Annotated in this window: 3 protein-coding genes; all 3 read right to left on the bottom strand. The window is 57.5% G+C overall.

Annotated elements, in window-relative coordinates; all coding sequences use genetic code 11:
* Positions 1–158 precede the first annotated feature (158 nt).
* The gene (locus HU175_RS19715; RefSeq protein ID WP_176568207.1) at positions 159–10,406 is read right to left on the bottom strand and encodes a putative Ig domain-containing protein; all 10,248 of its coding nucleotides are present in this window, start codon (positions 10,404–10,406) and stop codon (positions 159–161) included.
* Positions 10,407–11,920: 1,514 nt separating this feature from the next.
* On the bottom strand, positions 11,921–12,700 hold the full coding sequence (locus tag HU175_RS19710) for a ThuA domain-containing protein (protein ID WP_176568206.1): 780 nt from the start codon (positions 12,698–12,700) through the stop codon (positions 11,921–11,923).
* Positions 12,701–12,708: 8 nt separating this feature from the next.
* On the bottom strand, positions 12,709–16,203 hold the full coding sequence (locus HU175_RS19705; protein WP_176568205.1) for a ThuA domain-containing protein: 3,495 nt from the start codon (positions 16,201–16,203) through the stop codon (positions 12,709–12,711).
* Positions 16,204–16,271 lie beyond the last annotated feature (68 nt).

Below are 16,271 nucleotides of genomic sequence, written 5' to 3'. Positions count from 1 at the left end.
TCGGTGCCGGACCTATTCGGAACGGCTCGTTGGAGTAAACAAAGGTAGGGCGGGGGGGAGGTCGGGGCGTTACGGAAATGTTAACTTATCGGGATGAAGCAACAAAAACGCCCGGCCAGTCATCTGGCCGGGCGTTTTGCCTTCCGGGTTTCAGCGGCTTATTGCTTCACCACTTTCACCGTTTTCACTTGTGTTGGCGTCGATACCCGTAGCAGGTAAACACCCCCCGTTGCACCGAGTTTCAGCGTCTGACGCTCGGTAGCCTGTGCGTTGTCAATTACTTGTTCGCTTACTGGATAGCCGCTGCTGTTGGTCATCAGCATCCGTACCGATTGGCCTTCGGCACCACGAATCTCGATCTGAGCGCTTTCGCCTTCAACCGGGTTGCCCAGCACCGTTACGTCCAGCGGAATCTCGGTGAATGCTGGGGCTGCGATACGTGCATTCGAGCAACCTGCAATTGGGCAGGCCTGACGAACATTGAACATGAACGTCTGACCGTACACATACGTACCGTTGACCAGCTGCCGCACCTGGATTGGAATAACAGGGGCATCGCAGGCCGTCCGGATCGCATTGTCGAGGTTGACATTGCAGTTCGATGTCCAGTCGGTTACGCCGACGGCTCTGAACTCAACCGTACCGCCGTTTGGATTGCCTCCCATTGCCGTGAAGCGAATGGCTCCCGTTGTGGTCAGTTGTGCGCAGTCATACGTCGGCATCGTTGCCCGTAGTGCAGAACCATCCAGGCTGCTGCTGCCACAGTTCCCTGCCACTGGTGGCTGAGGGGTCGTCACCGGCGGCTGAGGAGTCGTTACCGGTGGCTGTGGCGTCGTAGTGTTCGATGGCAGCACGAAGATCCGGAACGTCGTGATTACGGCTGCGCCACTGTTGTCGTGGGCCATTACCGAAATCGTGTACGTAGCTGGCTCCAGCGGCAGCGCGTGGAAGTGGCCCGTGCTGTACGTGAAGCTGTCTGGCAGACGGGGCGAAATCGTGTACAGCAGTGCATCGCCATCCGGATCTGTGAACGCGTTAGGCTGGATGTCATAATCGAAGATCTGACCAACTCGTGCGTACTGATCTGGAATACCCGCGTTCACTACAGGAGCCCGGTTGTTTGTTGGACGTGGGCAACCTGGTGATGGACAGGCCTGACGAATGTTGAAGATGTACGACGTACCGTACACATACGTACCGTTGACCAGCTGACGGATCAGGATCTCGATCGGTGGCGCATCGCAGAACGTGCGGGTCTCGAAGTCAATCGTTTCCGTACAGGTTGTGGTCCAGTCGGTGATACCATACGCTTTGAACTCGATTGGTCCACCGTTCGGATTACCACCGGCTGCCATGAACTGAATCTCTCCGGTTGTGCGGATCCGTTCGCAGTCATACATCGGCATCGTTGCCCGTAGCGGAGTACCATCCAGGTTGCTGCCGCAGTTGAGCGGTGGCTGAACAGCCGCCGGACTGATCGTCAGTACGAAGCTGGTTGATACCGTAGCACCGCTTGGGTCTGTTGCCGTTACCGTTACCAGCGTTGTACCAGGTGCAGTTGGCGTACCCACGATGGCGGTCGTGCCTGGATCGAAGGTCAGCCCTGGAGGCAGATTCGATACCGAAACCGTCAGTGGTTGTCCTTCCGGATCGCTGAATGTCGTGCCTGGGATCACGAGGGTGAAGCCCACACCCACTGTACCGGACTGCGGTCCAATTGGCGTCACAACGATCGGCGACTGGTTGCCCGGTGTTGCTGGCACAACCGTGAATGGGAACGTCGTCGTTACCGAAGAACCACTTGGATCCGTTGCCGTCACCACTACCGTTGTGGTACCTGGCGTAGTTGGCGTACCCACGATGGCCGTAGTGCCTGGATCGAAGGTCAGTCCTGGAGGCAGGTTGGTCACCGTTACCGTGATCGGATCGCCGTTCGGATCGGTAAACGTACCGGTTGGGATGGGGAAGTTGACCCCTACACCCACCGTACCCGACTGGGGTCCAATTGGGTTGGCCACGACTGGTGCCTGATTACCCGGTGTTGCTGGTACAACCGTGAATGGGAACGTTGTCGTTACCGAAGAACCACTTGGATCCGTTGCCGTCACCACTACCGTTGTGGTACCTGGCGTGGTTGGCGTACCCACGATGGCCGTAGTGCCTGGATCGAAGGTCAGTCCTGGAGGCAGGTTGGTCACCGTTACCGTGATCGGATCTCCGTTAGGATCGGTAAACGTACCGGTTGGGATGGGGAAGTTGACCCCTACACCCACCGTACCCGACTGGGGTCCAATTGGGTTGGCCACGATTGGTGCCTGATTACCCGTACCACCGTTGCAGATGGTCAACCAGTTGAACGTGAACGTCGATACCGGCGATCCTGCCTGCTCTGCCCGAAGCGTGATAACTGGGTTATCCGTGTACAGATTCAGCGTGTAAGGACCTGACGCATACGTTGGAACCATTTCGTTCACGACCGAGAATAGAATTGGCTGTCCATTCAGACCTGCATACAGTGGAGTAAACGTAAACGTCCGCAGCCCCGCCGTTACCGTCTGGCAGTTGATTGGCGTCACGCCAGTGATGGCGAATGGCGCTGTCTGTGCTGGCACAACCGTGAAGGGGAAGGTCGTGGAGACCGAAGCCCCGCCTGGGTCGGTACCCGTCACCGTCACCTGGGTCACGCCCGGTGTGGTTGGTGTACCCACGATGGCGGTCGTGCCTGGATCGAAGGTCAATCCTGGGGGCAGGTTGGTCACCGTCACCGTGATGGGATCTCCGTTCGGATCGGTAAACGTGCCGGCCGGGATGGGGAAGTTGACACCCACACCCACCGTGCCCGACTGGGGCGGGATGGTGTTAGCCACGATCGGTGCCTGGTTGCCCACGGGCTGAGGCACTACGTTGAGCGTGAAGTTCCCGCTGGCTGTCTGACCTTGGGAATCAGTGGCCGTGATGGTCACCCCAAAGCTACCGCTGGTCGACGGCGCGCCGGTGATCACACCCGTCGCCCCATTGATGGTCAGAGCGGCTGGCAGGTTCGGCGAGCTGAAGGTGAGAGGCAGTCCTTCTGGATCCCGGAAGGCGTAAGCCGTCAGGATGTTGACGCCCACACCCACCGTCGCGTTGACCGGCGAGGTCAGCGACTGCGAGAGCACCGGAGCCTGGTTGGGCTGGATGGTGAAGGGGAAGCTGGTGGAGACCGAAGCCCCGCCTGGGTCGGTGCCCGTCACCGTCACCTGGGTCACGCCCGGTGTGGTTGGTGTACCCACGATGGCGGTCGTGCCTGGATCGAAGGTCAGTCCTGGGGGCAGGTTGGTCACCGTCACCGTGATGGGATCTCCGTTCGGATCGGTAAACGTGCCGGCCGGGATGGGGAAGTTGACCCCTACACCCACCGTGCCCGACTGGGGCGGGATGGTGTTGGCCACGATCGGTGCCTGGTTGCCCACGGGCTGAGGCACTACGTTGAGCGTGAAGTTTCCGCTGGCTGTCTGACCTTGCGAATCGGTGGCCGTGATGGTCACCCCGAAGCTGCCGCTGGTCGACGGCGCGCCGGTGATCACACCCGTCGCCCCATTGATGGTCAGAGCGGCTGGCAGGTTCGGCGAGCTGAAAGTGAGGGGCAGTCCTTCAGGATCCCGGAAGGCGTAAGCCGTTGGGATGTTGACGCCCACACCCACCGTGGCGTTGACCGGCGAGGTCAGCGACTGCGAGAGCACCGGAGCCTGGTTGGGCTGGATGGTGAAGGGGAAGCTGGTGGAGACCGAAGCCCCGCCTGGGTCGGTGCCCGTCACCGTCACCTGGGTCACGCCCGGTGTGGTTGGTGTACCCACGATGGCGGTCGTGCCTGGATCGAAGGTCAGTCCTGGGGGCAGGTTGGTCACCGTCACCGTGATGGGATCTCCGTTCGGATCGGTAAACGTGCCGGCCGGGATGGGGAAGTTGACCCCTACACCCACCGTGCCCGACTGGGGCGGGATGGTGTTGGCCACGATCGGTGCCTGGTTGCCCACGGGCTGAGGCACTACGTTGAGCGTGAAGTTTCCGCTGGCTGTCTGACCTTGCGAATCGGTGGCCGTGATGGTCACCCCGAAGCTGCCGCTGGTCGACGGCGCGCCGGTGATCACACCCGTCGCCCCATTGATGGTCAGAGCGGCTGGCAGGTTCGGCGAGCTGAAAGTGAGGGGCAGTCCTTCAGGATCCCGGAAGGCGTAAGCCGTTGGGATGTTGACGCCCACACCCACCGTGGCGTTGACCGGCGAGGTCAGCGACTGCGAGAGCACCGGAGCCTGGTTGGGCTGGATGGTGAAGGGGAAGCTGGTGGAGACCGAAGCCCCGCCTGGGTCGGTGCCCGTCACCGTCACCTGGGTCACGCCCGGTGTGGTTGGTGTACCCACGATGGCGGTCGTGCCTGGATCGAAGGTCAGTCCTGGGGGCAGGTTGGTCACCGTCACCGTGATGGGATCTCCGTTCGGATCGGTAAACGTGCCGGCCGGGATGGGGAAGTTGACCCCTACACCCACCGTGCCCGACTGGGGCGGGATGGTGTTGGCCACGATCGGTGCCTGGTTGCCCACGGGCTGAGGCACTACGTTGAGCGTGAAGTTTCCGCTGGCTGTCTGACCTTGCGAATCGGTGGCCGTGATGGTCACCCCGAAGCTGCCGCTGGTCGATGGCGCGCCGGTGATGATGCCGGTCGCTGGGTCGATCACCAGGTTAGCAGGCAGTCCAGGCGAGCTGAAGGTGAGAGGCAGTCCTTCAGGATCCCGGAAGGCGTAAGCCGTTGGGATGTTGACGCCCACACCCACCGTCGCGTTGACCGGCGAGGTCAGCGACTGCGAGAGCACCGGAGCCTGGTTGGGCTGGATGGTGAAGGGGAAGCTGGTGGAGACCGAAGCCCCGCCTGGGTCGGTGCCCGTCACCGTCACCTGGGTCACGCCCGGTGTGGTTGGTGTACCCACGATGGCGGTCGTGCCTGGATCGAAGGTCAGTCCTGGGGGCAGGTTGGTCACCGTCACCGTGATGGGATCTCCGTTCGGATCGGTAAACGTGCCGGCCGGGATGGGGAAGTTGACCCCTACACCCACCGTGCCCGACTGGGGCGGGATGGTGTTGGCCACGATCGGTGCCTGGTTGCCCACGGGCTGAGGCACTACGTTGAGCGTGAAGTTTCCGCTGGCTGTCTGACCTTGCGAATCGGTGGCCGTGATGGTCACCCCGAAGCTGCCGCTGGTCGACGGCGCGCCGGTGATCACACCCGTCGCCCCATTGATGGTCAGAGCGGCTGGCAGGTTCGGCGAGCTGAAAGTGAGGGGCAGTCCTTCAGGATCCCGGAAGGCGTAAGCCGTTGGGATGTTGACGCCCACACCCACCGTGGCGTTGACCGGCGAGGTCAGCGACTGCGAGAGCACCGGAGCCTGGTTGGGCTGGATGGTGAAGGGGAAGCTGGTGGAGACCGAAGCCCCGCCTGGGTCGGTGCCCGTCACCGTCACCTGGGTCACGCCCGGTGTGGTTGGTGTACCCACGATGGCGGTCGTACCTGGATCGAAGGTCAGTCCTGGGGGCAGGTTGGTCACCGTTACCGTGATGGGATCTCCGTTCGGATCGGTAAACGTACCGGCCGGGATGGGGAAGTTGACCCCTACACCCACCGTACCCGACTGGGGCGGGATGGTGTTGGCCACGATCGGTGCCTGGTTGCCCACGGGCTGAGGCACTACGTTGAGCGTGAAGTTCCCGCTGGCTGTCTGACCTTGCGAATCGGTGGCCGTGATGGTCACCCCAAAGCTGCCGCTGGTCGATGGCGCGCCGGTGATCACACCCGTCGCCCCATTGATGGTCAGAGCGGCTGGCAGGTTCGGCGAGCTGAAAGTGAGAGGCAGTCCTTCAGGATCCCGGAAGGCATAGGCCGTTGGGATGTTGACGCCCACACCCACCGTCGCGTTGACCGGCGAGGTCAGCGACTGCGAGAGCACCGGAGCCTGGTTGGGCTGGATGGTGAAGGGGAAGCTGGTGGAGACCGAGGCCCCGCCTGGGTCGGTACCCGTCACCGTCACCTGGGTCACGCCCGGTGTGGTTGGTGTACCCACGATGGCGGTCGTACCTGGATCGAAGGTCAGCCCTGGAGGCAGGTTGGTCACCGTCACCGTGATGGGATCTCCGTTCGGATCGGTAAACGTGCCGGCCGGGATGGGGAAGTTGACCCCTACACCCACCGTGCCCGACTGGGGCGGGATGGTGTTGGCCACGATCGGCGCCTGGTTGGGAGCCGGGTTGATGGTGAAGTTGAAGGTGGTCGAAGTCGTAGCACCCTGAGGGTCCGTCGCTGTCACCGTCACCAGGTTGTTCTGAGCGGTAGTTGGGGTACCGCTGATGACGTTGGTGGTCGGGTTGAAGCTCAGCCCGGCGGGCAGGTTGCCTACCGCCAGGGTCAGCGACTGGCCTTCGGGATCGGTGAAGGTACCGGCGGGGATGGTGTAGGCATAAGCCACACCGACGGTGCCGGTCTGATCAGGGATCCTGTTGGCCACCACGGGCGCCTGGTTAGCGGCCGGGTTGATGGTGAAGTTGAAGGTGGTCGAGGTCGTAGCACCCTGAGGGTCGGTCGCCGTCACCGTGACCACGTTGTTCTGGGCGGTAGTTGGGGTACCGCTGATGACGTTGGTGGTCGGGTTGAAGCTCAGCCCGGCGGGCAGGTTGCCTACCGCCAGGGTCAGCGACTGGCCTTCGGGATCGGTGAAGGTACCGGCGGGGATGGTGTAGGCATAAGCCACACCGACGGTGCCGGTCTGATCAGGGATCCTGTTGGCCACCACGGGCGCCTGGTTAGCGGCCGGGTTGATGGTGAAGTTGAAGGTAGTCGAAGTCGTAGCACCCTGAGGGTCCGTCGCTGTCACCGTCACCAGGTTGTTCTGAGCGGTAGTTGGGGTACCGCTGATGACGTTGGTGGTCGGGTTGAAGCTCAGCCCGGCAGGCAGGTTGCCCACGGCCAGGGTCAGCGACTGGCCTTCGGGATCGGTGAAGGTACCGGCGGGGATGGTGTAGGCGTAGGCCACACCAACGGTGCCGGTCTGATCGGGGATCCTGTTGGCCACCACGGGCGCCTGGTTAGCGGCCGGGTTGATGGTGAAGTTGAAGGTGGTCGAGGTCGTAGCGCCACCTGGATCGGTTGCCGTCACCGTCACCAGGTTGTTCTGAGCAGTAGTTGGGGTACCGCTGATGACGTTGGTGGCCGGATCGAAGCTCAGCCCGGCGGGCAGGTTGCCTACCGCCAGGGTCAGCGACTGGCCTTCGGGATCGGTGAAGGTACCGGCGGGGATGGTGTAGGCATAAGCCACACCAACGGTGCCGGTCTGATCGGGGATCCTGTTGGCCACCACGGGCGCCTGGTTGGGTGTTGGCGCAACAACCGTTACACTCACAACCGTCGTTGGACTTGTACAGGCACCATTGATACAGACTGCCGAGTAACTGAACACACCGGTCGCTGCGGTCGGTACCGTAATGGGACTAGTGCTACTAACTGCACCCGTATTGCTGGTGTAGCTAAGTGTACCCGTCGTGCAACTCGCGTTGAAGAGGACATTCGATGAATTTTGAGTCACCGATAGCGAACTTACTCCAGCTGGGTAAGTCTGGCCTCCCTGCGTAACAACCGTTGGAGCCGTTGGTACATCGAATACCGTAATGGATACCGTCTGGCTAGCGACGACAGGGATGCCCGCAATTGTCAGACCAGCATTAACGGTTAGATTCGCCGTACCTGATGGTAGACCGGTGATCGTAAGAACGTTATTCCGTACATCGAGTGAAGTGAAAGGAGCACCCACTACGCTTAAGCCAAACGGTAGTGTTATTGCTTCCAGACCCGTAACCGTCAGCGATAAAGGATCGCCTACGCAAATCGATAGCGACGAGGGATTGATACCAATCGGTGGGACCGGCACTGGTACCGTAATAACCGTAACCGACGTTATCGGGCTAACACAAGTTCCCTGACCAGCGCAGAGTAGCGGAAGTACCTGTACACCAACCGTCGTTGGCGGAAGTGAGAGGAGTGGAGTGATACCTCCCAAGCCTGATGTGCTGACGACACCCGTAGGGCACAGTGCTGTCAGTGACAGGGTTGTGCCTTCCAGCACCGTCAGCGAGGCTACTGCAACCGGATCGGGTACTGGATAAGCGGTGACATCTATCGTTCCCGAGGCTACTATAGCCCCCCCTACAGAAGCGGTTACCGTTAAGTTATTGACACCGCTAACCAAACCCGTTACAGTTAAGACACCATTGCCATCCAGCGCCGATGCACTCAGGCCCACTGGTCCGGTTACTGCTACGTTTACTAAGTTCAGGTCTAAGTTGGTCGGTAGTACGGTCAGCGAGAGTGGCTGGTTGAGACAAACCGGTGAGTTGCTCAATAGGCCGATGAGAGCTGGTAAGACAGTCGCTCCTACGACCCGGATTGGGCTTAGACAGCCATTCGCATTACAGAGAATGGAGAGACTCTGTACACCGGCAGCTGTTGTCGGGATATTGATGATGCCGCTCAGGTCGCCGGGATTCGAGAGATTGACCAGCGTTCCCGTTGGGCAAAGTCCCGTCAGCGAGAGTACACTGCCCACCGTAGCGGTCAGTGACTGCGGCAATGGTTGATCAGGAATTTCTGCCCGTATAACATCAATCGTGAAGCTGGTACTAACCAGCGGAACACCAGCCAGGCTGACGGTTATACTCACCGGCTGATCTTCTCCAACGGTGAGCTGTCCACCAGTAATTGACAACGCTCCACCGGCGCCTAGCGCCGAAACCGCCAATGTACCAGAAGTAGTGCTGGCAGTAACAGCAATCAGCGGATTGGTTAGGTCAATGCCGGTTGGTAGCAGATTGAGGTTAATGGGTAGATCGACGCAGACGCTGTTAGGCAGGTTGCTTAAACTCAGCGTTGGAGTGACGCTAGGCAGCGTAACAAGCGTGGGAGCACTCGGGCAAACGCCGGGGCCTGCACAGGCAACGGTCACGCCCTGACCCGCCAGGGCTGTTGTCAACGAGAGGGAACCCGTGCCCGTCGAGCCATCGGCCAGGGTGTAGCTGAGAAGACCCGTTGAGCAGGCTCCCAAATTGAGCACCGAACCGAGCAGGCTTCCTGACAGGGAGCCAGGGGTAAAGGTAGCCTGGGGCAGGACGTTGAGGTTGACAGTGGTACTGACCAGGGTGGTGCTTCCCAAACCGAGACTGATCGTGATGGGCACGTTACTGCCCACAGTAAGGTTGCCTCCTGAGATGGAGACGATACCATCGGCACCCAGGGCCGAGACGGTAAGTGCCCCGGATGGGGTGCTGGCTGATACGGTCAGCCCTGTTGTCGCCAGGCTGACACCGGTAGGTACTAATGTTAGCGAGAGCGGTGCCGAATTGACACAGATGCTGGCTGGTACGCCCAATACACCCAGCGCTGTCGTAATGTTAGGGAGCGTAAGCGTTGTCGCCGAACTGGAACAAGCTCCTGTACAGGAAACAGCTACTTGCTGACCGTTAAGAGCCGCGTCCAGGGTTAGTCCGCCCGAACCGATAGTATTAGCCAGTGAACCTGACAGCACCGTGTAGCTGAGCGTTCCGCCCAAAGCACAGGTTCCCAGGTTGAGTACTGAACCAAGTGTTGACGAGCCAAGCAGGGGATTTGGCGTAAAGGTGTCTGTCGGCAGGATGTCGAGGGTGACAGTGGTACTGACCAGGGTGGTGCTTCCTAAACCGATGCTGATCGTGATGGGAACATCATCGCCTACAGTGAGGTTGCCTCCTGAGATGGAGACGACCCCATCGGCACCCAGGGCCGAGACGGTAAGTGCCCCGGTTGGGGTGCTGGCTGATACGGTCAGCCCTGTTGTCGCCAGGCTGATACCTGTAGGTACTAATGTTAGCGAGAGCGGTGCCGAGTTGACACAGATACTGGCCGGTAGACCCAGTACGTTCAGCGCTGCTGTGACGTTGGGTAAAGTAATGGTCGTTGGTGGACAAGGGCTACCCTGGCAGGCTACCGTCACTTGGGTGTTGGCCAGGTCAGCGGTAAGCGTGAGATTGCCCGCACCCGCCGTACCGTTGGCCAGCGTATAGCTCAACGGATTACCCACTGGACAGGTTGCTAAGTTAAGTGCCGAGCCTATCAGAGAGCCAGTCAGGTCATTGAGGACAGGACCCGCAATGCCCTGGATGTTGATGGGCAGGGTAGCCACCTCCACACCGACCGCACTGAGCGAAACGGTCAGCGTACTGTTGCCTTGTGGCACATTTGGAATGTTAACGGTGAGTAGGCCGTCCGATCCCAGCACATTGACTGTTGCCCCGGTAATGCCCGAGACGCCAGCGGTGAGCAGGCTGGGCAGGGTAGTACCAAAGTTTGCTCCCACCACGGTGAGGGACAGGGGCTGACCAGGACAGACCGGCCCTGGGGTGGTCTGGATCAGACTTGGTAGGGTAACACTAGGAAGGGTGATCAGCGATGGAGTGCCTGGACAGCTTCCTCCTTCACAAGCAACTCGAACATCTTGCCCGCTTAAAGCCGGTGTCAGTGTCAGACCTCCTGAGCTAGTTGTACCATCCGCCAATGTATAGCTAAGTGGCCCTACAGAACAACTACCCAATTGAGCAACGGTTCCCAGTACAGATCCGGTTAAGTTGTTTACAGTAAGGAGCGCTGGTCCAAGAATCGTTAGAGGAACGGTGACATTCAATAACGGAATGTTTGCAAGTCTGAGTGATACACCAAGGTTATAAGTACCTGCGGCAAGCGTAGGACTTGTAGCCAGAACGATACCACTTCTGGAAGCACTAGTTAGTGTAACACCTGCCGGAGTGGTGACATCGACAGTAAGCACTCCAGATGGTATATTGACAGGAAGTAATGTAATAGTTTGCCCTGGGCATACGGCACCTGGAGTGGGAATAGATTGCGCCTGCGAAACCGTAGGTGCCAGTAAACCCAAAAACAGCATAGCCAGATAGGCTCGCTGTCGGATGGAAAGCGACTGACCCAGCAGGCGATGCCATTTGGGTGGGGAGGGGACAAAAGACGTGGGCGGGGTAGGGGAGGGGCCAACCAGAAACGAAAGCAGGTGGCGCATCCAGCCAAGGAACAAGGAAATAAATGTTCGCATAAAATAATTGGTTAGGATACTAAACGGGTTGCCGGTAGGGTCATTGGGCTACCGGGCGGGGAAAACAGTACGCAGAAAAATCTGCGCGAAACGGGCAGGTGTGTTAGCAGACAAAAACTAGTGAAACAGAAAGGGCCTGAATGGCAGAAACGCGAGGAACGAAAGAAGAGAATCTCTTACCTTTTGGAGTAAATCTTTAATTTTCATAAACGTCAATTAAGTTACTTTATGTACTGCAATGAGTCACAACGAGTAAGGACGAAGTCATCATTACTCCTGTGATTCTACCAATGCTGTATAGCAAGAAGCATGGCAAAGTTTATTGCTATGTTACTAGAAGGTTCATATGAAAAATTTGGTTATTGAGTAATTTTTAGGTGTATATACCACGAACAGTATGATTATTCTTAGGCTATGTGGGCTAAATAGAAAATTTAAGAGGGTCGTTGTTTTTATGTGACCTAAGCCTTGGAAACGGTTATGAGTAAAATTATCAGGTAAAAAATTTCTGTAGTGTTGATATATGAAAAATACGGTTTGGTAACAAATAATTTTTTATTCATAAAGCGCTGTATGGCATAAAATATGTTTAGCCTATCCATTTGCTTTGGTAATAACCGGAAGGTAATTAACTGACTCAGCGAACTGGAAGAACACAAAAAAGCCAGCATCGAAAGACGCTGGCGAAGATTTGGTAGGCTGTAGGGCTTGGCTACTCGGTCAGATAGCCGAAGAGGAACATCGTCTACTGTGGGTGGTAAAACCGGTTAGTTCATGCTTCGGGATGCCCACCCAATGGCGTTGTGGACAATGGTTGTAAAGGCACCATTACGAAAAAGATCCGGATGGTGACCCATGAAAATATAGAGGTTACGTGCCTTCACTCGCTCGTTCGACCAGATTACCGGATGGTCACCCATTTTGATAGTAGAGCTGGGTTTATAGGTCGATTCGTCCACAGACGCCAGTACGTTCACATTCGGGCGCGGACTCCTGTCATACACATACCATTCCTCATTCTGAACCACGAATGACATAGGCACATTCTTCATGCAGGGATGCTGTCGAGCCTCCACGCTGACTGTGGCCGTTGAGAAAGTAGGGATATAATTTTTGTAGCGAATGCCGCCCATAAATTCCGAGAACCAGGGCCACATTGCAAAGCCATCGAACTCACCTAATAGGGACGCATGGTGAAAGCCAATCCAGCCAATTTTACCATCCTGTATATAGCGCGTGAACGTAGATTTAGCGGTATCAGTCCAGTTGTAAGGCGGGTAGTTCAGCTGAATAAACACCTGATAACGGTCCAGAAAAGCCGCGTTGATGGAGTCGGTAGTCTCGATATAGTCGATGGCAAACTGCTGCTTCTGGGCTTCCTGCTGCAGCCATTTCCGGGCGGCCGCCACAAAAGGTGCGTGTACGCCACCACCCTTTTCTGCTATGGCCAGCACCCGGAAGTTGGGCCGGTCTGCCTGAGCCGACAACCGTTCAGGCAGACCCATCAGGCCAAGAAGCAGGCTAATCAATAAGACTAATCGAGTCATACCCGGACTTATTCTGCAAATTGAATACTGTTCAGTTTCAGGATCGAATTATTAGGCTTCGTTCGTTTGATGGCGAAGAAATAGATGTCGTGCCGACCCGTAACAGGCTTGTTCAGACGGCCGGTTAACTGACCCATCTTGTCCCAGGAACCCGTAGACTGGTAGGGAGTCGTACTCACGACCGGACCCGCGTACGAATCAATCCGTACCTCAATTTCACCCGTCTGCCCCGCCGAACCGTATTCGTAAATGAAGCCTTTTATGCCGGTCAGATCAACGTTTTTTAACAGGATATACGATTTATGGGCGCCCGGCGACAGGTTGTCCTTAAAGCGGGAGAAGCCCACATGAGCATCGGCATAGATGGATTTTACGGTCGCGTTACGTAGCGTCACCGCGTCGGTGCTGGTCAGTGGCCCAACCGAGTTGCCGCCCTTGTCTGTGTAGGTTGCCAGCATCGTGTACTGCCCCCGAACGTCGTCGGGCTGGTGGTCGGTCAGGGCCAGTTTGCCCGTTGCGGGGAGCAGCGCTTCGGCTTTGGTTTTGTCGGTCAGGGAGAAAATATACCGCACCATCTCCTTGGCATCCTGCGAGCTAAGCTGCGGGTGCGCACTCATAACGTGCTCGGTCCCCCAACTGCCGCCCCCACCGGCAATGATCTTGGCCGCCAGTTTATCGGCCGAGCCCGCCTGACTTTTGTAGCGTTGTGCAACGGCCAGCAGCGAGGGCCCGACAGAGATATTGGCAACCGTATGGCAGGCTTTACAATCACTGTTTGCCATCAGCGTTTTACCCAGTGGCTCGGCCTGCGCCAGCGTCCGGATAGGCGTACTGGCGCTCAAGGTGCTGGGTTGAGGATTGTAGATATACTGAACTTTCAGGCGTTTGGGATCGACGGGTTTGTCTTCTTTGTCGGTTACCTTGACGCTGTAGGCAAAGGGTTTGTCCGGCCAGTAGAACGACTTATTGCCGGTGCTGGTAATGGTCACGTCTGGTTTCGTGTTCCCCACTTTCACCAGCAGCGTATCCCGGCTCACTAGCCCCGCTTTATCCGTAACGGCCAGGATCGTCCGGTACGTACCTGGTTTGCGGAACGTGTAGCTGGCTGCTGGCGTGGTCGCCCCAACCGTTTTCCCGTCGAACAGCCATTTATAGGTAATGTCGTCGTCATCGTCCAGGTCCTTACTACCCCGGCTGTTGAACATAACGCGCAGGGGAGCCTGCCCTGTAGCCTCCCGGATAACGGGCATATTCTTCCGCTCCGAGGTCAGGAACACGGTCTTGTCGATGTACGCTTCGGCTGCCGAATCCGTTACGCTGGCCTGCGCGACGGGGGCGCGGTTTCCGCGGTTGTACTCGATTTTGACCAGCCGGGCGTCCTCATTATCGGCTCCGTAGACCGAACCATATTCGAGCATATACATGACCCCATCAGGGCCAAACGTCAGGTCAATGGGCCGTCGGAAATCGCCGTTAGCGGCCATGAACGGCTCGCTGCGAACGTAATTTTCCTGCGCGTCGAAACTCAGCGCCATCACCCAGTTGCGCATCCAGTCGAATACAAACAGCTTACCGTCATAATAATCCGGGAATTTAGAGGTCGATGCATTCTTCGGATCGAATGTATAGAACGAACCAGCCATGGCGCTACGTCCGCCCACGCCCAGCTCCGGAAATTCCGGCGAGGCTGCATAGGGGTACCAGATCATAGCGGGCGTAGCGGGGGGCAGTTTGGTCAGGCCTGTGTTGTTGGGCGACGTATTGACAGGACCGTTCGGATCGAATTTAGGGCCGGCGGTCTGGGTAGCGAAGTCCCATTTGGCGTAGGCGTAGTTGTTTCCTACGAAATAGGGCCAGCCGAAATTACCTGCTTTTTTTGCCTGGTTGAACTCATCGTATCCGCGTGGTCCCTGGATGCTGTCTTTGCCCGCATCGGGCCCAATTTCGCCCCAGTACAGCACCGACGTTTTGGGATTTACGGCAATTCGGTAGGGATTCCGGCAACCCATAACGTAGATTTCAGGACGGGTTTTGGCCGTTTCTTTAGGGAAGAGATTCCCCTCAGGAATGGTGTAGGTGCCGTCCAGTTCGGGGTGAATACGTAATACTTTGCCCTTTAGATCATTCGTGTTTCCGGCGGACCGTTGCGAGTCCAGACTGTAGTACTCCTGACCCGGCCGTTCGTCGAGTGGGGCAAATCCGTTGGACGGAAACGGGCTCGAGCTGTCGCCGGTCGAGAGGTAGAGATTACCGTCTTTGTCCCAGGCCAGCGAGCCGCCGTGGTGCGAGGCACTGTTCTTCTGTACCGGCACTTTGAGCATTACCTTCTCCGAAGCGAGATCGAGCGTATTATCCGACTTCAGCGTAAATCGGGCCAGCTGAAAATTGATGGGTTCTTCTGTCTGCCCACCGGGCGCATAATACAGGTACAGGTAGTTATTCTGGCTGAATTTCGGATCGAGGGTGATGCCAATCAGGCCGGTCCCGCCGACAGTCGTTACCGGAAACTCGTGAACCAGTGTGCGCTGGCTAGTACGCGGATCATAGACCGAAAGATTACCAAATAATTCCGTGAAAAAGATTCGCCCGTCGGGAGCAACGGCCAGTTCCATAGGCGCGTTTAGGTCGTTGACCAGGATGGTTTTTACGAATCGATTCTGCTCGGGCGTTACTTTGGCATAGGACTTACTGTAGTCGAGCGGTTTATTGGTACCGATGGCGTATTGAATGCCGCCCAGCAGGTGCTTCAGAAACGCAGGGTCGCTATAGCTTTCGTCGGTGTGGCCATTGCCCGTATAGAACGCCCGGCCCCCGTCGAACTCCTGGTACCAGCTGATGGGGTGACTGGCGCCGTTGGTTCCCCCTTCGTACGTGTTTTCGTCCAGTTCGGCCAGCACCTTAATGCCGGAATAGAAGGAGCGGTAGTTATACCATTCGTCGGTACGCTGCCAGCGATCGGGCAGGCTGGTCGTGGCAGGATGGGTTTTATCGATCACATCGACCGTAGCCTGGCGAACGTTGGAATTATGCGGATGACTGGCGAAAAAAGCCCCCATCAGCTTACCATACCAGGGCCAGTCGTATTCCGTATCGGCCGCTGCATGAATGCCCACATAGCCCCCGCCCGCCTGAATATACCGCTCGAAAGCAGCCTGCTGTTCGCCATTCAGCACGTTACCCGTCGTATTGTTAAAAATCACGGTTGCGTACTGTTTCAGATTCGCGTCGGTGAAGCGGGCTGCATCGACGGTGGTATCAACCTGGAAGTTGTGTTCCTGCCCCAGCTTCTGGATAGCAGCAATACCGAACGGAATCGACGTGTGTTTCCAGCCTCTTGTTTTCGAAAAAACCAGCACTTTTGGCGGGGCCAGGGTCGCTTTCGTACGGGTAGAACGGATCGTATAAACCGGACTGGTAGCCGACGGGAAAAAAGGAAGGCCGGTCCAGAAAAGCAGTGGGAGACAGAGCAGATAGCTAAAACGGGCGATGACTTGCAGGAACATAGAAACTGGCGATACCGTAACGTATGAATATGTCTACAAAAGAACGGGAACAGGCGTCTATACCGATA

This window comes from Spirosoma sp. KUDC1026 (assembly GCF_013375035.1).
Taxonomy (GTDB): domain Bacteria; phylum Bacteroidota; class Bacteroidia; order Cytophagales; family Spirosomataceae; genus Spirosoma.
The sequence above is the reverse complement of the archived record's forward strand: the minus strand, read 5'-3'. Positions and strand labels throughout refer to the sequence as shown.

Bases quoted from the DNA above. Each gene is read 5' to 3' on its own strand.
- HU175_RS19710 (WP_176568206.1), bottom strand. From the start codon at position 12,700: ATGACTCGATTAGTCTTATTGATTAGCCTGCTTCTTGGCCTGATGGGT.
- HU175_RS19705 (WP_176568205.1), bottom strand. From the start codon at position 16,203: ATGTTCCTGCAAGTCATCGCCCGTTTTAGCTATCTGCTCTGTCTCCCA.